General features: G+C 64.9%; 16 protein-coding genes and 1 pseudogene. 4 read left to right on the plus strand and 13 right to left on the minus strand.

The window, feature by feature from the left end:
* The 10 genes and pseudogenes from MXC11_RS10780 to MXC11_RS10825 form a co-directional block, all read right to left on the minus strand.
* The coding region (locus MXC11_RS10780; protein WP_250010199.1) for an efflux RND transporter periplasmic adaptor subunit at window positions 1-909 on the minus strand (909 nt) is incomplete at its 3' end.
* Window positions 906-1,514 (minus strand): TetR/AcrR family transcriptional regulator, encoded by a 609-nt coding sequence (locus MXC11_RS10785; RefSeq protein ID WP_004393990.1) that lies wholly within the window; start codon window positions 1,512-1,514, stop codon window positions 906-908. The genes MXC11_RS10780 and MXC11_RS10785, both read right to left, overlap by 4 nt.
* Window positions 1,515-1,873: 359 nt before the next feature.
* Window positions 1,874-2,197 carry a DUF2790 domain-containing protein gene (locus tag MXC11_RS10790; RefSeq protein WP_090212129.1) on the minus strand — a complete coding sequence of 108 codons (324 nt, stop codon included), beginning with the start codon at window positions 2,195-2,197 and terminating at the stop codon, window positions 1,874-1,876.
* Between the two features lie 146 nt (window positions 2,198-2,343).
* On the minus strand, window positions 2,344-5,463 hold the full coding sequence (locus tag MXC11_RS10795) for an efflux RND transporter permease subunit (RefSeq protein WP_250010200.1): 3,120 nt from the start codon (window positions 5,461-5,463) through the stop codon (window positions 2,344-2,346).
* 14 nt (window positions 5,464-5,477) lie between these two features.
* On the minus strand, window positions 5,478-6,587 hold the full coding sequence (locus MXC11_RS10800) for an efflux RND transporter periplasmic adaptor subunit (RefSeq protein WP_217681734.1): 1,110 nt from the start codon (window positions 6,585-6,587) through the stop codon (window positions 5,478-5,480).
* A gap of 9 nt (window positions 6,588-6,596) precedes the next feature.
* Complete coding sequence (locus tag MXC11_RS10805) at window positions 6,597-7,142, minus strand: hypothetical protein (protein WP_217681735.1); 546 nt, start codon at window positions 7,140-7,142, stop codon at window positions 6,597-6,599.
* A gap of 29 nt (window positions 7,143-7,171) precedes the next feature.
* The gene (locus MXC11_RS10810) at window positions 7,172-8,461 is read right to left on the minus strand and encodes a TolC family protein (protein ID WP_250010201.1); all 1,290 of its coding nucleotides are present in this window, start codon (window positions 8,459-8,461) and stop codon (window positions 7,172-7,174) included.
* Window positions 8,462-8,594: 133 nt separating this feature from the next.
* The gene (locus MXC11_RS10815) at window positions 8,595-8,921 is read right to left on the minus strand and encodes a DUF2946 domain-containing protein (RefSeq protein WP_250010216.1); all 327 of its coding nucleotides are present in this window, start codon (window positions 8,919-8,921) and stop codon (window positions 8,595-8,597) included.
* Window positions 8,922-9,034: 113 nt separating this feature from the next.
* Window positions 9,035-9,286 (minus strand): annotated as a pseudogene (locus tag MXC11_RS10820) (ISL3 family transposase); the annotation flags it as partial.
* Window positions 9,287-9,409: 123 nt separating this feature from the next.
* Entirely contained in the window at window positions 9,410-11,545 is a 2,136-nt protein-coding gene (locus tag MXC11_RS10825) for a heavy metal translocating P-type ATPase (RefSeq protein ID WP_462938121.1), read from the minus strand.
* A 372-nt stretch (window positions 11,546-11,917) separates the two neighbouring features.
* Between MXC11_RS10825 and cadR the strand changes: the two genes are divergently transcribed.
* Both cadR and MXC11_RS10835 read left to right on the plus strand, forming a co-directional pair.
* Window positions 11,918-12,382 (plus strand): Cd(II)/Pb(II)-responsive transcriptional regulator, encoded by a 465-nt coding sequence (gene cadR, locus MXC11_RS10830; RefSeq protein ID WP_090212117.1) that lies wholly within the window; start codon window positions 11,918-11,920, stop codon window positions 12,380-12,382.
* A 153-nt stretch (window positions 12,383-12,535) separates the two neighbouring features.
* Window positions 12,536-13,054, plus strand: a complete 519-nt coding sequence (locus tag MXC11_RS10835) for a hypothetical protein (RefSeq protein ID WP_250010203.1) — start codon at window positions 12,536-12,538, stop codon at window positions 13,052-13,054.
* A gap of 229 nt (window positions 13,055-13,283) precedes the next feature.
* Here MXC11_RS10835 and MXC11_RS10840 read toward each other — a convergent pair whose 3' ends face one another.
* The gene (locus MXC11_RS10840) at window positions 13,284-13,484 is read right to left on the minus strand and encodes a helix-turn-helix domain-containing protein (RefSeq protein ID WP_250010204.1); all 201 of its coding nucleotides are present in this window, start codon (window positions 13,482-13,484) and stop codon (window positions 13,284-13,286) included.
* A 12-nt stretch (window positions 13,485-13,496) separates the two neighbouring features.
* On the minus strand, window positions 13,497-15,470 hold the full coding sequence (locus MXC11_RS10845; protein ID WP_250010205.1) for a MobA/MobL family protein: 1,974 nt from the start codon (window positions 15,468-15,470) through the stop codon (window positions 13,497-13,499).
* Window positions 15,471-15,685: 215 nt separating this feature from the next.
* Between MXC11_RS10845 and MXC11_RS10850 the strand changes: the two genes are divergently transcribed.
* Both MXC11_RS10850 and MXC11_RS10855 read left to right on the plus strand, forming a co-directional pair.
* On the plus strand, window positions 15,686-16,129 hold the full coding sequence (locus MXC11_RS10850; protein ID WP_250010206.1) for a conjugal transfer protein TraD: 444 nt from the start codon (window positions 15,686-15,688) through the stop codon (window positions 16,127-16,129).
* 17 nt (window positions 16,130-16,146) lie between these two features.
* Complete coding sequence (locus MXC11_RS10855; protein ID WP_250010207.1) at window positions 16,147-17,085, plus strand: 3'-5' exonuclease; 939 nt, start codon at window positions 16,147-16,149, stop codon at window positions 17,083-17,085.
* A gap of 313 nt (window positions 17,086-17,398) precedes the next feature.
* On the opposite strand, the gene MXC11_RS10860 is transcribed toward MXC11_RS10855, so the two are convergent.
* Window positions 17,399-18,448 carry a DNA-binding protein gene (locus tag MXC11_RS10860; RefSeq protein ID WP_250010208.1) on the minus strand — a complete coding sequence of 350 codons (1,050 nt, stop codon included), beginning with the start codon at window positions 18,446-18,448 and terminating at the stop codon, window positions 17,399-17,401.
* Between the last annotated feature and the right edge of the window lie 555 nt (window positions 18,449-19,003).

Consider the following 19,003-nt stretch of genomic DNA (forward strand, 5'->3'; position numbering starts at 1 on the left):
GGGGAGTACTTGGTGGATTTCTTCATGGCTCCATCCTCTCAAAGGTTGGAGCCTCCGGGAAACTCGGGGCGGTTCAGTCACCTTGGCAAGCATTTCCTCGGTTACCGCGTCGGCCTTGGGTTCCACCCGCAGCACGCGACCTTTCAAGGTCTGGCCACCACGCGAACGCAGGACGATAAGAGTCGGCAACCCCCCAGCCAGCCCCGATGCGCTGATCTGGTCGAAGCGCGCATTGATCCACAAACTCTTGGGGTCGATCACTTCCACCACGGCCTGGCCCGCGACGATGGTCGTGCCGGGATCGGCATCGCGCACGGCGACTACACCGTCGACCGGCGCGATCAGGCGCAGATTGCTCCGCTGCGCGACGAGTCCTTCGCGGTCGGAGCGTGCCCGGACAATATCTTCCCGAGCGGCAGATAAGGCGGCATCGGCGATCTGCAGTTCCTGCCGCTTGGTGGTGACGATTTCCTCGCTGGTCGAGCGCACCGCAAACAATTGCTCGTAGCGGCGCGCCTGGGTTTGCGCGTAGGCTTGCCGGGCTTCTGCCTCGCGCAAAGCCGCTTCCGCACGCTTGAATGCCGACTCCTGTGAGCGCACCCGATCATCGAGGTCGACCGGCTCCATCTCGCCGAGCACCTGTCCGGCCTTGACCTGGTCGCCTACATGCACCTCCAGGCGTTTGACGCGCCCGGCAAACGTCGGCCCGATCTTGTAGGTGTAGCGCGCCTCCACAGTGCCGATGCCGAACAGCGCCGGTGTGATAGCCCGTGATTCCACGCTTGCCACCGTCACAGCGACCGGGGCGAGCGGCCCTGATCGCAGACCGACATAAATAAAAAGCACCAGCAAAGGAATGATGACGGCAAGCAGCGCCAGGGTGCGGCCTTGCAAGGGTAACTTTTTCATTGCGCACTCCTTATGCCACGCCGATAAATTGCAAAGACGCGCGGCGCATCGCGGTGCATACGTCCCACATCACCCGCCAACAGCGATTGCATGACCAAGCCCTGGATCGTGCCAATGAACAGCGTTGCCGCCGCCTCGTTGTCAAGCGAGGGAGACAACTCGCCGCTGGCCTTGCCTTTCTCGATGAGACGATGCAAACGTTCGCCGTAGCGCTGAATCAAGGTTTGCACCATGCGCTTGGCCGGTGTCGATTCGGCACGCTGAAGCTCACCAAACATCATTCTTGGCACGCCTGGGTGCTCAGCTACGAATTCGATATGACTCATGAACATCGCCTCCATGGCTGCCAAGGGCGACTCGATTCCTTGTGCGGATCGATCGATTCTGGCTAATAGGCGCTCTGCTACCCACTCCATGACCGCCTGCCAAATGGCTTCCTTGTTCGGGAAGTGCCGAAACAGCGCACCCTGGGTCAAGTTCATGTGTTTAGCGATAGCTGCAGTGGTTATCTCGCTTGGGTTTTGTGAACCGGCAAGCGCCACGACGGACTCGACAGTTACGGCACGACGTTCATCGGCCGGCAGATGCTTTGGATGGGTGTCCACGAGCACTCCTTGTAAGATAGTAATTGAGTACTATCTTGCCACAAGAGGCAACTCAAACAAGAGAAAACCCGACGTACTCGTCAATATCTAGCGTCTGCAATGGGCTTAACGTGCTTTATTTTCCGTTTTCTGAGACGACCCCAAACATGACGATTCCTCCCAGATTGGCGGTTTTCAGAAGGGCTTGTCGGGATCCTAAATCCCATAGGAGATTCCCTAAAAAATCGGCGCCACTGGGACGCCGAGTGTCTGGAAAGGGGCAAGGCCCAGACGAAAGCACTTTCAACCACACGGCTGCAGTCAGCCGCTCCTTACATTAGGTGGGGCCATTTTTAGGCGATTGGTCAGCCGGCCCCCGCTCAGCCGCGCCGGCATCCTCCGACTGCTTGGTACTCGACCGTTTGGAGCTCACCCTTTGAGTCGAGGAAGGTCATCCGCGCAGGCACCACGCCACAGACCTTGGCCTTGCGTGTCACACTGATCACCTTGACTACATCGAGCTCCATGCCATAGCGATACTTCTCGACTTTCGGAGCGGGTTTCCCGAGCTCTGCGGCATACGCTTCCATGGCGCGTTGGTTCTCCTGGATGAGCCTGCCAGGATCTTTATCGAAACCAGCCGACATTGCGATGGAAGAGACGGCAAACATCGAGATGGCCAAGATTGCTTTCAGGGTTTTCATTTGAGTTCCTCTATCACTTCGGTAATTTGCCGAGTGCTGCTTCAGTGACTTCAGCTTCCGGATCATTTGCCGGCAAACACGGTTACGTTGTGGTGCGCAATACCGCCCCGGAGGGCTGTGATTTCGATGAAAAATGAGGCAAACCATCAGAAGGCCCCCGCTTCGCGATCAGCCATCAGGCGCTCGGTGTCCTTGCGGCCGAACAGCCAGAACATCACCGGGGTCAGGTAGGTATCGAGCAGGGTCGAGCTGATCAGGCCGGAGAAGATCACCACCGCCACCGGGTGGAGGACTTCCGTGCCCGGCCGCTCGGCCTCGAACAGCAGGGGCGCCAGGGCAAAGGCGGTGACCAGCGCCGTCATCAGCACCGGGCTCAGGCGCTCCAGCGAGCCACGCAGGATCATCGCGTGGTCGAAGTTCTCGCCCTCGATGCGCATCAGGTTGATGTAGTGGCTGACCTTGAGGATGCCGTTGCGCACCGAGATGCCAGCCAGGGTGATGAAGCCGATCAGCGCAGCAATCGACAGCGGCTGCCCCGACAACCACAGGCCGAGCACCGCGCCGACCAGGGCCAGCGGGATGTTGACCATGATCAGCGCCGACAGGGTCGCCGACTTGTAGCGGCTGTAGAGCACCACGAACATCAGGATCAGCGAGACGATGGACAGCAGGCCGACCAGACGCGACGCTTCCTCCTGGGCCTGGAACTGGCCGCCCAGGGTGATGAAGTAGCCTTCCGGCAGCTTGCTCTCGTCGACCACCTTGCGGATGTCTTCGACGATCTCCGACAGCGGGCGCCCTTGGGCGTTGGCCGATAGCACGATGCGACGCTTGCCGTCGTCGCGACTGATCTGGTTCGGGCCGTCGCCGTCCTCGATGCTGGCGATCCGCGACAGCGGCACCCTACCGGTCGGGGTCTCGAACAGGATGTTGCCCAAGCCCTCCGCCGAACGCGCCGTCTCGGGCAGACGTACCACCAGGGCGAAACGCCGGCCACCCTCGACGATCTGGGTGACCTTCTCGCCCTCGACCAGACTCTCCAGCGTCGCCAGGATCTGCGGCGCGGGCACGCCGTACTGGGCGGCGGCGGCGTAGTCGATGCGCACCTTGATCTGCGGAGCCAGCACCTGCTTCTCGATTTCAAGGTCGGCGATGCCAGGAATATCCGCCAGCCTGCCGCGCAGGGTATCCGCCTGGCCGCGCAGGGTGTCCAGATCCTCGCCGAAGATCTTGATGGCGATCTGTGAGCGTACGCCGGACAGCATGTGGTCGATCCGGTGCGAGATCGGCTGGCCGATGCCGATGGCCGCTGGCAGATTGACCAGCCGCGAACGGATGTCACCGCTGATCTCATCCATCGAGCGGGTCAGCTCCGAGGCCGGCTTGAGGCCGACATCCAGCTCGCTGACGTGCACACCCTCGGCGTGCTCATCCAGCTCCGCGCGACCGCTGCGGCGGCCGACGTGGGTCACTTCCGGCACCTGCATGACCAACTGCTCGGCCTGCTGGGCCAGCGCCGAGGACTCCGCCAGAGTCACGCCGGGGTTCAGACGCAGGCCGATCAGCAAGGTGCCCTCGTTGAACGGCGGCAGGAAGGTCTTCGGGAAGAACGGCACGCTCGCTGCCGCGACCAACACGGCAATGCCCGCTACGACTACAGCTGCCTTCGGACGCTGCAGGACGGCTTGCAAGCTGCTGCGATAGCGGCTTTTCAGCCAAGCCAGCAGTTTGGTGTCGCCATGCTCCAGCGACTTCATCCGCGGCAGCAGATAGAAGGACAGCACTGGGGTGACGGTCACCGAAACCACCAGCGAGGCCAGGGTCGAGACGATGAAGGCGATCCCCAGCGGTACGAATAGCCGCCCTTCCATGCCCGGCAGGGCGAACAGCGGCAGGAACACCAGCACAATGATGATGGTGGCGTAGAGGATGGCCGAACGCACCTCCATGGTCGCGTGCCCCACCAGTTCCAGCGGGTGCAGGCGGTGCTCGGGGTGCTTGGCCCGCTCCACCTTCAGCCGGCGCAGCACGTTCTCCACGCCCACCACAGCATCGTCGACCAATCCACCGATAGCGATGGCCAGGCCACCGAGGGTCATGGTGTTGATCGACAGGCCGAAGTACTTGAACACCAGACCGGTGATGAAGATCGACACCGGAATGGCCGTCAGCGCGATGATGGTGGGCCGCAGCGTGCCGAGGAAGAAGAACAGGATCGCCGCGACGAACACCGAGGCGCCGATCAGCTTGCCCTGCAGGGTGCTGATCGAAGCCTCGATGAAACTGGCCTGACGGAAGGTGACCTGGGGGGCCTCCATTCCGGCCGGCAGCGACTTGCGCATTGCCCCCAGCGCCGCCTCGATGGAGCGGGTCAGCTGGATGGTATCGGCCGTCGGTTGTTTCTGGATGCCGAGGATCACCGCGGCCTTGCCTTCGAAGCCGGCGTCGCCGCGCTTCAGGGCCGCGGCAAAGGTCACTTCGGCGATCTGCCGCAGCAGGATCGGCTGGCCGTTACGAGCCGTGATAGCCAGGCTCGACAGATCCTCCAGACTCGACGTCCGCCCCAGGTTGCGAATCAGGTACTCGCGTCCATTGAGTTCAAGGAAGCCGCCGGAAGTGTTCGACGAATAGCCCTTGAGCGCCTCCTCCAGCTGCGTGTGGCTGATGCCCAGCTCGGCCATGCGCGCCGTGTCGGGCTGGACCTGGAACTGGCGGACCTCACCGCCAATCGGGATCACCTGGGCCACACCGGGGATCGCCATCAGGCGCGGACGCAGCACCCAGTCGGCGAACTCGCGCACCTGCATCGGGGTGATCCGTGCCGCGTCGATGGGAATCGCGATCTGCATGATCTCGCCCATGATGGAGCTGATCGGCCCCATGCGCGGGATCACGCCCGGTGGCAAGCCCTCCTCCATCGCGGAGAGCCGCTCCGACACCATCTGCCGGGCCCGAAAAATCTCCGTGCTCCAGTCGAAGGTGACGTAAATGAACGACAGCCCGCTGCTGGAGACCGAGCGCACGCTCTCCACGCCGGGCAGACCGTTCATCGTGGTCTCCAGCGGGAAGGTGATCAGTTGCTCGACCTCTTCGGCGGCCATGCCGCCAGCCTCGGTCATGATGGTGACCGTGGGCTTGTTCAGATCGGGAAAGACATCCACCGGCATGCGTGACAGGGTGAATGCGCCGTAGGCCATCAGCACCAGGCTGGCGATGATCACCAGCAGACGATTGCCGAGGCTGTTGTCGAGGAGCCACTTGAACATGGGTCAGGCTCCCTTCAACGAATCTGGTTGATCAGGCTGGCAGCCTGCGTCACGACACGATCCCCAGAGGCAAGCCCACTGGTCACCAGCACGGATACCCCGTCCAGCGCGGCAAAGGTGACCGGGTGCGGCACGAAGTGCTCCGGCGCGGTCTTGACCCAGACGACATTCTGGTTGGCGGCATTCTTCATCAGCGACGCCGCCGGCACCCGGATGCCCCGGGTACGACTGGCGGTCTGCACGAAGACTTTCACCGGCTGTCCCACGGCCAGGCGGGACAAGGCGCTGCCCTCGCCCTGGAACAGCATCGGCAGGGCCTGTTCACGCAGGCTGCGGGCCGCGCCGATGAAGGTCAGCGGCACACGTTCGCTACCCACCGCCAGAGTGGCTCCCGCCACATCGGCGGCCTGGTTCAGGTCGTAGGCCAGCGCTTCGATGCGCAGACGGGAGGGATCGACCACCTCGAACACCAGTTCGCGGGCATCGACCACCTGGCCGGAGACGGCATTGGTCGAGGCAATCACCCCGGAAACCGGCGCAACCAGTGCGTCCCGCGCATTGACGCCCGAATTCAGCGCAGCGACTTGCGCCCCCAGACTCGCGGCCTCGCTGGCTGCTGCCTCGATATCCTTGCGCGGCACCGTATCGGCCAGCTCGCGCAAGCGCGCCAGGCGCTGGTCGGCAAGGCCCTTGGCCGCTCGCAGTTGAGCCAGCTGCGCAGCCTGATTGGCCCGCTCGAGAACATCGCCGGTCGCCACTACATAGGCCAGCACCTCACCTTTCTTCACCGCCTGCCCGACGCTGGGAAAGCCGCGCGGTCCGGCTTCGAGGCGCCCAGCCAGCACGGCCTGCACCTTGCCGCCGGCATTGGGGTCCATCACCACCTTGCCGGCCAACTCCAGCGAGCGCGGCAATTCGGCCGTCTCGAGCGGCAAGGTGCGCACCCCGATCTGGCGTTGCGCCGGTTTGGGCAGGAATACGCTGCCGTCGGGCAGTCGCTGGGGGCCGTTGCTGTTGCTTGCAGGCGCTTCTTCGCCATGGTCATGCCCTTCGCCAGCCCAGGCGGGCGAGGTCAGCGACAGCAGGGCCAGGCACACCGCGGAAATCAGAAAATTAGCTTTCATAAAACACCTTCACGAATGACGAGGAGCGACACGGGCGCGGCGCATAGCCCAACCCAGCAGGGCAAGCAGAACCAGCCCGCCGGCCCCCCAGGCCCCATAAGTGCCCCAGGACACGCCAGATGCAGACTCTTCGGCGTGCTCTTCGTGATGGATATCCAGTTCGGCGGTCAGCTGCTCACGCTGCTGGTCGGCCACCACCAGGGCGACGATGGCCAGTTCGCCCTCTTCGGGCTCCTCCGCCAGCGCGGCCTCGAACTCGCCCGGCTCGTGCTGCTCGACCTCGACCTTGACGCCACCCACCATCAGCTGGAGGGTGGCGTCCGTCACCGGACTGTTGTCGGCAGCCCGGTCGAGCCACAGGGTGAGGTCGTGGCCATCGAGCACGCCGACCAACTCGAAGGTGTCGGAAGTCGCCGCGAAACGCGGCAGGGCCGGGCCTGTCGGAGTGGCCGGCGCTTCGCCATGGTCATGCCCATCGCCGGCTTGAGTGGCCAGGGGGGCGGCAGCGATCAAGATCGCCGCAGTGAAGGCTGTCAGCCTTGGAAACAGTGTCATCTTTGCAGTCCTGTAGGTTCGTTCTGGCCCTATTCGGGCAGCAGACCCAGTGCCTGGCGCAGTGAGGAAGTCGCCGCCTCCTGATCGAGTCGGGCCAGGGCGGCCTGACGCTTGGCGTCGGTCGCCTCGAGTTCGATACGCAGGCGCGTCGGCAGATCGGTTTCGCCGAGACGGAAGGATTTTTCGAAGAAACCACGCGACTCCTGGGCGAGCCGGGCACGCTTCTCGGCAGCCGTCATTTGGGCGCGGGCGGATTCGAACGCCAGCCGGGCGGCCTCCAGCTCGCCGAGCAGGCGCTCACGCGCCAGACGCGCCTGCACCTCGGCCTCGATGGCCTCGGCCTCGGCCGTGGCTTGCTTGGCACGATTGCGGCTGCCCGAACCAAAGGGGATGCGAATGCCTAGGGTGAGGCTTTCGTCATAGGACTCCCCCGGCTCGCGTTCGCGGCTGGTCGACAAGGTCAGCTCGGGATTGGCTCGGGTCTGCACGCGAGCCAGCTCGGCCGAGCGGCGGGCGACCTCGGCCTGATCCAGCAGTGCGGACACAGTCGGATGCTGGGCATCCAGCACAGAGAAGTCGGCGGGCAGCGCGGGTACCGGCTCACCGGCAGCAACGCCAGGCGCAGTCTCTTCGCGTCCCACCGGCAGGGTGCCGATCAGGCTGCGCAACTGCTGCGCAGCCGTCGTCAGCGCACTCCTGGCTCGCGCCGCCTCGATCTCGGCCAAAGCCGCAGCACCCTCGGCCTGGTGCTGATCGGCCAGGGCCAGCTCGCCCGACTTGACCCGCTTGGCGACATCGGCAGCGAGCTGCCGGGCATTGCCCTCGCGCTCGCTGGCCAGGCTCGCTTCGACCCGGCTGCGTTGCCACTGCCAGTACGCCTCGCGCACTTCAGCAGCAGTGCGCAACTGCGCAGCCGAGGCGCGACTGGCGGTGGACTGGGCCTCGGCCTCGGCCACGGCGCCCGTACGCGAGCGCTCACCGGGCAGCCACAGGGGGATGGCGAGGCCGACATTGTGCTCGCGGCTGCCATCGTTGCCATTGAGCTGGTCGCCTTTGCTCGACAGCTCCAGGGCCATGGGCTCGGCGGTCCAGCTGTCGGCGACAGCTCGACGGGCAGTGGCCGCCTCACGACGCGCAGACGAGGACTCCGCTTCGGGCTGACGCGCCCACGCGGTATCGAAGGCTTGCTTCAGCGATAAAGGACCGGCAGTGACCGACTGCAGGCTGGAAGCACTTGGCGCTGTCTGCGCCAACGAACTGCCGGTGGCCAGCACGAGCAAGGCACAGGGCAGCCATTTTCTGGTTTTGCTTGGGAACATCCCGACTCTCCAGTGATGAAAAAGCTCACGGGGAATCGGCGAGACGCCATCAGCTGGCTCGCGGCACGCCAACGCTCATCGTCGGTGACGATGGTCATTGGACGGGGCAGGGAGAGAGGAGTCGCCTCGCCGATCAGGCGAGGCGGGCCCAGGCAGGGCGCTCAGGCGGAGAGGATGGCCGGGACAGCGGATGAGCTTGGTAGCCAGTCTCGCCAGCTGAGGAGCTGTTCACATCAAACAGAGTTGCCGCGGAAAAGATCGCCGTGACGCCAGCGGAAACGCAGGCGTTGCAATCGCCATGCAGGTTCTTGCCGCCTTGGGGATCGGGACCGTCGTCGTCCTCGCTTCCCGCCTGGCTTTGGTGCTGATGAACGTGGTGGCCGAAATGCTTCGTCTGGTTACCCGATTCGTGCTGGCAATAGCTGCCCACTGCAGCCCAACCGAGCTGCAGCGGCATCATCACCAGCAGAAAAATCGTTAGCCAACGGCGCATAAGGACTTGATAGTAGATGGATTAGTTATATGGAATCTTAACAGTTGCTGTCTGGTAAGAAAACCTGACGGGACCGACGGCACGCTGACGATCTCGACCTTCTGCCAGTCTTTCAGCTTCATCAGGGCTGGTCACCACATCCTGACGGTGGCTGGCCAGCAGATCAACCACGGCCTTCGCCTTGATGTTGGTGAGGACGCAACGATAACGCCGATCCAGATACAGTTCATCGATGCCAAGATACGGGGCGTCTCGAGGCGGCGCCAGTAGCTCATGAGCTCGGCACAAGCGTTGAAAACGTCCCACACCGTCTTCTCGTCCAGGCCGGTCTGGAAATTTGAACCAAGCCAAGCGACGAGAACGCCGCCCAACCATATATTCCGGACACCCACACTTTCCAGCCTGGCTTGCCCCCCTGGATCAGCACTCGTGGACCGCAGAAGCTCGCAAACCCATTACTTGCGCAGCAACCGCAGCCCGTTGACCACCACCAGCAAACTGGCCCCCGCGTCGGCAAACACCGCCATCCACAGCGTGCCCTGCCCGGTGAACGTCAGCAGCAGGAAAACCGCCTTGATCCCGAGGGCGAAAGCGATGTTCTGCCGCAACACCGTGGTGGTCGCCCGCGAAAGCCGGACGAATGCGGGAATCTTGCGCAGGTCGTCGTCCATCAGCGCAACGTCCGCCGTCTCGATGGCGGTATCCGTCCCCGCCGCTCCCATCGCGAAGCCGATGCTCGCCCGGGCCAGCGCGGGCGCATCGTTGATCCCGTCCCCCACCATGCCGACCGCACCGGCCTTGCCACTCGTCATCAGCCCTTCGATGGTCTTGAGTTTGTCTTCCGGCAGCAGCCCACCGCGAGCCTCGTCGATGCCGACCGAGCGGGCAATGGTTTCGGCGGTATGGATGTTGTCGCCGCTGAGCATCAGGGTTTTCACCCCGAGGGCGTGCAGCTCGCTGATCGCTTCGCGACTGGTTTCTCGCACCGTGTCGGCCACCGCGAAAATGCCCAGGACTTCGTGCTGGTTGACCAGCAGCACCACCGACTTGCCCTGGCGCTCCAGGGCAAACAGTTGCGCCTCGATGGCTTCCGAGCAAAGACCCAGCTCCTCGATCAGCCGGTGGTTGCCCAGCTGGTAAAGATGATCGTCGATACGGCCACGCACGCCACGGCCCAGAATGGCAGCCAGATCGGTCACCGGGTATAACGCCAAGCCGGCTTCGTTTGCCGCCAGGGCGATGGCGTGGGATACCGGATGATCCGAGCGCGCAGCGAGGCTGGCCGCCAGGGCGTGAACCCGGGCCTCGTCTCCGCGCAAAGCAATAAAGTCGGTCTGCACCGGCTTGCCATGGGTGATGGTGCCGGTCTTGTCGAGTGCCAGCGTGGCCAGCTTGCGACCCTCCTCAAGGTACACACCGCCCTTGATGAGAATGCCCTTGCGTGCGGCCGCAGCCAGGCCGCTGACGATGGATACCGGCGTGGAGATCACCAGTGCACAGGGGCAGGCAATCACCAGCAGCACCAGCGCCTTGTAGATCCAGTCCATCCACTCGCCGGACAAGAACAACGGCGGCATCACCGCGGTCAGCAAGGCGATCAGGAACACTGTCGGCGTATAGATCTGCGCGAAGCGGTCGACGAAGCGCTGGGTCGGCGCCCGACTCCCTTGGGCGGATTCGACGGCATGAATGATCCGGGATAGCGTCGAGTGACTGGCTTCGGCCGTCACCCGAAATTCGAACGACCCCGTCTCGTTGATCGTCCCGGCAAACACGCTGTCACCCACGGTCTTGTCCACCGGCAAACTCTCGCCGGTGATCGGAGCCTGGTTCACGCTCGAGTGCCCCTGGGTCACCACGCCATCCAGCGCGATTCGCTCGCCCGGGCGCAGACGCACCGTGGCTCCCACTGCCACCTGTCTGGCGGGTACACCCAGCCACGTGCCATCCGGTTGCTGGACGGTGGCCGTTTCCGGAGCGAGTTCCATCAGGCCGCGAATCGCGTTGCGCGCACGGTCGAGCGATCGGGCCTCGATCACCTCGGCCAGGGCGAACAGGAACATCACCATGGCCGCCTCCGGCCACTCGCCAATGAGCATCGCCCCGGTAACGGCAATCGACATCAGCGCATTGATGTTCAGGTTGCGGTTCCTGAGGGCAATCCAGCCTTTCTTGTAGGTCGAGAGTCCGCCTACCGCAATCGCCAGCACGGAAAGCGCCACGACCAGCCAGTGATTGCCACCGTTCAACCAGTGCACGACCTCGGCCAGGGTCGCGCTCACGCCCGCCACGGCCAGTGGCCACCAATGGCGGGGGCTGGTAGACGGCTCGGCGGTGTCGTTGGCAACGCTCGGTTCGACCTTGGCTTCGAGGCCGATGGATGTCAGCGCGCCCAAGATGGCATTCAGGCTTTCGGGACGGTGCGTGACCGTCAAACGGCGTTGCAGCAGATTGAAGTCCAGGGACTCGACGCCGGGCATTCCGGTCAGCTTGTCGCGAATCAGCCGTTCCTCGGTGGGGCAACACATCTTCGCGATGGTCAACACCGTGCACACCTGCTCGGCTGGAAGGGCAAGACGCTGGGCCTGCATGCCGATGGCGCGCAATCCGGCTTCGACCGGTTCCAACGAATCGAGCTGATGGTTCACCGTCAGCGTGCGCTGCATCAGGTTGAACTCCAACCCTGTCACCCCGGCGAGCGGCTCCAGCTTGTCGCGAATCAGCCGTTCCTCGGTGGGGCAGTCCATGTTGTCGATGCGGTACTGCACAGTCTTGCCCGCTCCGGTGGCAAGACTCTTCGGTTCCGCTGACGACGCAGTGGAACAACCGCACCCAACAGCGTTGCACTCACCCATGCTGTACCCCCAATGACGTTGGACACGAGTAAACAACCTGTAGCGACTACAGAGTCAAGAGCCTATGCTGCAAATAGGAGTCACCAGACCCGGCTATCGGAGACCAACGTGAAAATCGGTGAGCTAGCCAGTACCACGGGCACCCAGATCGAAACCATCCGCTACTACGAGCGCGAGGGGCTACTCGCCTCGCCCGCCCGCAGCGACGGCAACTTTCGCATCTACACCGAAGCGCATGTCGAAAGGCTGTCCTTCATTCGCCGTTGCCGCATGCTGGACATGACACACGCCGAGATTCGGGGACTGCTCCACTTCAAGGATGCTCCCAGCGAGCACTGCGCCGATGTGAATGCCCTGCTGGACGCGCACATCGGCCATGTCACCGCACGCATCGAGGAGCTCCGCCAGCTGGAGCAACAGCTCAAGAGCTTGCGTGAGTGCTGCAACGAGCCGAGTGCCGCCGCCCACTGCGGCATCCTCCACGAATTGTCGCAGCCGTTATGCGAAGGCGAAACGAGCGAGGGCAATCACGTGCGCTGCGCGCACTCAGGAGGCATCTCCCATCAGCGGTAGCCGGGGCCAGCCTGAGTGCCGCTTGTGAAGGGAGCAATCAAATAGGCAATCCAGCCAAGAGGCTCTACAGTTTTAGGCAAAACCCGTTGAGTCAACGCAATCGCTCGCTCATAGGGATGTTGGTTCAGCTCACCACCACAAAGGCAGCTCGATATGAAAAACATCAAACTGGCGGTACTCCTCGTTGCCGCATCACTGTCATCCGCATGGGCGCTGGCGGCAGACCCAACCCCAGCCAAAAGCGCTACCCCCCCGGCGCAGCAGCAAGCTCCGAGCATTGCCGAGTTCGACAAGCAGATGGCTCAGGCGCAGGAAAACCTCCAGAAGATGCAGGCCCAGATGGAGAAAATCCGGCAAACCCAAGACCCGAAGGAGCGGCAGAAACTCCTCCAGGAGCATTGGAATACCATGCAAGGCGGGATGGGAATGATGCACGGCATGGGTATGGGCATGTGGGGTGGAGGCATGATGGGTGGGCACATGATGGGCGGCGGCATGATGGGTGGCGGCCACATGATGGGCTGGCAGGACTATTCGAACCTGCCCCCGGAGCAGAGAGCACAGCGCCAGTACATGATGGACAGGTACATGGGGATGCAGCAGATGATGATGGATCACATGATGTGGCACCAACACTACATGGGAATGCCATCAGCTAAACCCGCTCAGTAAGCATGACTCTGGGTTCTGTCCGAAAAGTCAGCTGAACGAAGGTCACACGAGGCGAAAAGTGACGATGGCTCGGAGTGTACTGGCCGTCATGGAGCATTCCGAACCACTTTTAAACGCGACCTCACCGAGCACAGGCACTTTTAGTACATAGCCCAAGGTTTCCTCCCTCGGCAGGAAAGTGACGATAAAATCCGTTATCGTGCCTTTTCGAGAAGCAACCGCTCAGTACCTAGACGCTTGTTCCCTGGACGACATTCGTATGCGCTGGGTCAACATCGCTGATGCGTTGCATAGCCCGTTTCGCAACCTCATTAGCCTTAGCCACATAGGCCGCATCGCCAGTTTCCATAGCGTCGGCCATGAACACCTCGATGGCCTCGGCACTGTTCAGCGCCTCCGCTGGATCGTAATCGTGAAGTGGCTCGCTCATGCTCTCTCGCCGCTACAGGCTCATGCCATAGTCGTGATCCTGCTCGGGACCACGCTGCACCCGCTCGACCTGCTCCGCCAACCGTAGCCGAGCGGCCGGGTCTTTTGCCAGCCGGGCCACCAGCTGCTCGGCCACGTAGTCGCGCTGTTCTTCCAGGGGCAAGGCAGCCAGGCCTTCGACCATCGTCAGCGCGTCCTTGTTCTCAGAGGCATGGAGCGCCTGGAGCTGGTGGCCATCCTCGGTCCAACCCGGCGCACCACAGCGCAGGCTTTCCGCAATCCCGCGCATATCCCGCACCAACAGCCGGGCCTCGCCCTCGGCCTGCTGCTCGCGCAGCGCCTGGGCTTGCCGCTCGCGCTCGATGCGCTCCAGCTCGGCCGCCCGCTGCTCCAGCGCCCGGATGCGCGCCAAGGCCGGCACCTGCTCCTGGGCAATGCGGGTCGTAGCCGCGCTGCGCACGGCCTCGGCCATCTCACGGGCGCGCGTCGCCTGCGGGGCGACCTTCTGGTACTGCCCGCGCATCTGCTCGATAACCTGGGCGCGCTCGTCCAGATAGACCGAACGCATCACCCCAGTATCGTGCGCCTTGGCCCGGATAGGGTGCGCTTCACGCCAGGCCAGCGCTTCGCGGTGTGCCTCGTTGGCGCGTCCCTGGAGCGCCTGGACCCGCCCGGTCAGCGCGCGATACGTCTGGGTCGCCTCGATCACCGCCGAATCGCGCTCCACCAGCTCGGCCACCGGCACCGGCCGTTGCCGCTCGATTTCGGCGCGCAGCTCGGCCGCGCTCATACGCTCGATGCGCTGCTGTTCCTGGTGACGCTCAGCAGCCCGCAGCCGCTCGCGTTCTGCCTGGCGCTCCTGCTCCCGCCGCTCGTGTGCCTGGCCAATCCGCTCGTGGAGCGGCTTCTCGCTCACCTCGGCAGAAGCATGATGAATTACCCCCCCCTCGCCATGATGAATCAGACCCCCTTGGGGTTCCTGGCGCAGCTCTGCCGCTTGCCGTTCACGCTCCTGGGCTTCCGCCTGAGCCTTGTCTTTTCGCCGCTCAGCCAAGGCCTGCTCGACCTCCTGCGCGAAGACACTCGGCGGGGCGCTCTTCGCCCGCTCATCGACATCGGACTTCAGGTTGCGAATCAACGCACCGAGTGCTGATTCATCCGGCCGGCGAGCGCGCTCGCTTTCGCGCTGCTGCCGGCGCTGCCGCTCGGCTTCCAGGTGGATGATTTCGGCCCCGGTGTCCGGCACCGCGCGGCGCAGCTCGGCAGCGGCCTGAGCCACCTCGGCGCGGGCGGCGCGAAACTCGATCACCTGGGCGCGACCTTCGCCGCGCCAGGCGCTCGGCAACTGCTTGCGCTCCGGCATCTGGCCGGTCTGCCGCTCGGCATGGCTGCGCATGTCGATCCGCTCGGCCAGGCCGGCCCGCTCCAGGTGCGCGTTGCACATCGCCTCCCAGCGGCTGCGCAGGGCCACCAGATCGGCCTTGCGTTGAGCCGCCGTCAGGGTCTGCCCGGCGTGCGGCCCGTAGCCTTTCCGCGCCCCGCCGCGCTCGGGGTTCTTCGCGTTGTAACGCTTGAAATACTGCTCGGGGTCGCGCTCGATACCATCGCGCTGCCGCTCGCTGAACATCAGGTGCGCGTGGGGCTGCTCGCCGCCATCGGCGGCCTGGGGGTTGTGGATCGCCCACTGGTAGGCGTGACGGTCGCCAAGCTCCTGGGTGACAAACGCTCGAACCAGCTCGATCCGCTGCGCGGCGCTTAGCTCGCGCGGCAGGGCAATTTCCATCTCCCGATAGGTGGTGCCGTTCGCCCGCTCATGGGCATCGGCGGCCCGCCAGAACTCCAGCGGGTTGGCCTGCGCCCACAGCGGCATATTGCCGGCCTCGCAGGCCTCCAGCGCCTCGCCTTTCTCCCGGCGATGGGCGTACTCGCCTTCCCGCGCGATATAGGCGGCATGCGGCCCAGCCTTGCCGGCCTTGCCTACCTTCATGCTGAGTCGCGCAATCGCCATGTGCTGTAGCCCTTCGCTCTGAATTTTCGCGGACGCGAAAATGCTCTGGCTTCTGCCCCCGGCAGGGCGCGCGTTTCTCGGCTTGCCAAGAAACAACTAAGCGCGCCTTCTGCTTCACAGAAGGAAAAAGCGGTCAGTGCAAGTCTGGCAGAATCGCGCTAGACTCGGCAACACAATGGACAGGGAGATACCCCATGCATGATGAATGGCTGACGGCCCGGATTGCCTACCTGCGCGGCCTCAAATCGCCCAGCGACCAACAACGCCTGCTCCTGCTGCTGGCCGACAAACCCGAGCGCAGCAACGACGACAACCGCAAGCTCTCCGCGCTGGTGAAAGCCGAGAAGGCCGCCGAGCGCGCCCAGAAGGCCAAGGCCAACGCCGCCCGCATCGTCAACGCCGAGAAGGCTGCCGAACGCAAAGCCCGCGACCGCGAGCTGTACCAGGCGGCGGGTTTGCTGATTCTGGCCGGGCTGGTGGACAGCAAAACCGGACGCCCCACCGTGGACCGTGGCGAGCTGCTGGGCGCCCTCCTCGGCCTGGCTAAAGTGCCGCTCGACGATCAGCGCCGCAGCGAATGGAAGCGCGCCGGGGACGCCATGCTGGCCGCCAAGTCCTCGACGCCCACCGAGCCGTAAAACCAGGAGCCGTCGCCATGCGAACCGCCAAGGTGCTCGACCGCCTGAAAGCCGAGCAGGCCAGGAACCCGGATGTACCCCACTACGACAGCATGGGTACGCCCTGGCCACAGCCGCCAAGCGACGTGAAGACGGCCGGATACTGGAAGCTGGAGGGCAGGCGGCCGGCACGCGGGGAACAGCCCTGCGCCTTCGTCGTCAGCGGCCACGGCAGCCGCTACAACCCCACCGGCTGGGTCGCCGCCTACCACCTCAGCCAGACCGTCGAGATCCGCCGCCGCCAGGCCGCTCCCCAGCCCGAGCGACTGACGACCGCAGCGCGACCGATAACACCCGAACCGCTCCCCCTCATCGAGGACGACCGGGACGAAACCCGCCAGCGACTCGACAGCCTGGCCCGTCTGCTCGAACGCGCCCCGCTGGGCGGGCAGGTGCTGTACCTGGACACCGAAACCACCGGCCTGGCCCCGACCACCAACGACCTGCTGGAGGTCGCCGTGGTCGACGAGTCCGGCGCGGTGCTGCTGGATACCCTGGTGCGGCCCCGCCGTCGCCAGGCCTGGCCCGAGGCTCAGGCCGTGCATGGCATCCGTCCCGAAGACGTGGCCACCGCCCCCGAACTGGCGACAGTCGCCGCCCAGCTGGCCGAGGTCATCGAGGCCGCCGACGCCCTGGTGATCTACAACGCCTCATTCGACCTCGGCTTCCTGCCTGCACGGGTACGCAAGCTGGCCGCCCAGAAAGCCGTCTGCGCCATGCAGGCCTACTCCCTGTGGGTCGGGGACTGGAACGATTACCACGGCAATTACCGCTGGTTCCGCCTCACTGCCGCCGCCATGGCAGCCGGCCACACCTGGAGCGGCCAGGCACACCGCGCCCTGGCCGATACCCTCGCCGCGCGCAGCGTCTGGCAGTGGCTGCACGCTCAAGCGCTCCCGAACCCGCGTGACGTTTGACCTGCAAAACCGTGACGTTTGACCTGCACGGCCCGCCTGGCTGCACGACCAGCGGGGCAATCCTCCCCGCCTCCCGCGCGGGATGGGGGGGGGTGATTCATCATGGGGGGGGGTGATTCGGCATGGAGAATCACCCCGCAGGCCGTGACGTTTGACCTACGCCCCACCCCGCAGCGCTGCCCGAACCACCGCCTGACGCGCTGCGCTTGTCGGGCATCGAGCGCTGCGGCGCTGCGCACGCGCAGCCCCTCCGCTGGCTCGACGCCTTTCCGGGTAGAGCAACCCCAGCCCCCAGCGGCAACGCGCTAGCGGCTCAGGCGGACGGCTCGCCGCCCTCACCTTCAGAACCGGCAACCAGATTCAGCCGGGCCAGCAGGGCGGCCAGAGCCGCGCTGTGCGACTGCTCGCTTTCCAGCTTGCCGGCCAGCACGGCAGACCGCTCGCGGGCTTCGGCACCGGCCGCCTCGGCCTGGCTGACGGCGGCCTTGGTCGCGTCCAGCTCGCCCAACAGCTGCTCGCGCTCCTGCCGCGCCCGCTCGACCTCCTGGGTCTTGCTGGCTTCGACAGAACTCAACTGGGCGCGCAGCACCGCGACGGCATCCTGGGACTGGCGCAGCTCGCCGGCCAGGGTCGCCGTCTCGGCACGGCTGCGCTCGCTCTCCTGGTGCGCGCTCTCCAGTTCGCCCCGCAGCGCGGCGGCGCGCTGCTCGGCATCCTGCGCCTGGGCCTCGGCGCGTTCGGCACGGGCGATAGCGGCAACCAGCTCGGCGCGAATGCGCCCCTGCTCCTGGTGCGCGTGATCAAGCTCGCTGCGCAGGTCGGCGGCGCGCAGCTCGATCTCCTGGGCGCGGGCCTCGGCGCGCTCCGCGCGGGTGGCTGCCGTGACCAGCTCGGCACGGATGGCGGCCAGCGCCTGGGCCTGGGTGTCCTGCTGCTCCTGGTGGAGCCGGGCGGATCGCTCGGCAGCGGCCCGGATCTCCTCCAGCTCGGTCGCCTGCCGCTCGTAGGCGTCGGCCAGCTCCTGGCGGTCGTGGTCGGCCTCGGCCCGCTCGGCTTCCCAGGCGGCCTGGGCAACGCGCAGCGACTCGTTGGCCAGCTCCTGGGCGGTCTGCCACAGCGCGACCAGCGCCGCGCCGTGCGCCTGCGTCACCACCTCGGGCACCGTGACGGCGACCGGGGCCGCCTGGGCGGTCTGCGCGCGGCGCCACTCGCGCATCACGGCGGAAGCGGCATTCATGTCGACGCGAGCCAAACGACGCACCGCGTCCACGGTGGGCATCGACTCGCGGCCGTTCTGCTCGTACAGCTCCTGGGCGGCCTGGATGACGCGCTCACGCACGTCGGCGGGGATGGCGATAGACATGAGGGGAGACTCCTTCCGTTGGGATGACTCAATCATAACATAATAACAATAATAAAGTTATTATTATTCTTATTATTTTGGGTATTATTCGCCACCTCCGACGAACGGTTATTAGTCTGCATTCAGAGAAGCCCCTGGCGCGGCGCACAAGGCCCTCCAGTATAGCACCCGCCACCTACCCCATACCCTACCCACGGAAACGCCGCCACGGGCCTCCCAGGACGTCCAGGCGCGCCCCACGGTGGCCGCCGCGTCAAGGCTGCGCAGCACCGCGCGAGCGCGGCCTGGCCTTGACGCCTCCCCCACTGCTGACCCTCGCCCAGGGTGGCCGGGAAGCCCCGGCCGCCCGCCGCCTCGCAAGCGAGAGCCGCCGGAGGCTGCTTTTCCGGCTCTTGCCCTGTGCTTGCCGTGCAGGGGGCACCCCTGCCCCCCGGAGGGGCTTTTAGCGGGCTGGCTTCGCGCGGTGGCGTTTCAGGTGCCATCCCGTACCAGGGCAGGTTGAGGCCCCCAGGGAGGTTCAGGCTGACGATGATCGTCCTGCCGGCTCGATCTGCT

The sequence above is a fragment of the Pseudomonas eutrophicaquae genome (assembly GCF_023544715.1).
In the GTDB taxonomy this organism is placed as follows: Bacteria; Pseudomonadota; Gammaproteobacteria; order Pseudomonadales; family Pseudomonadaceae; genus Geopseudomonas.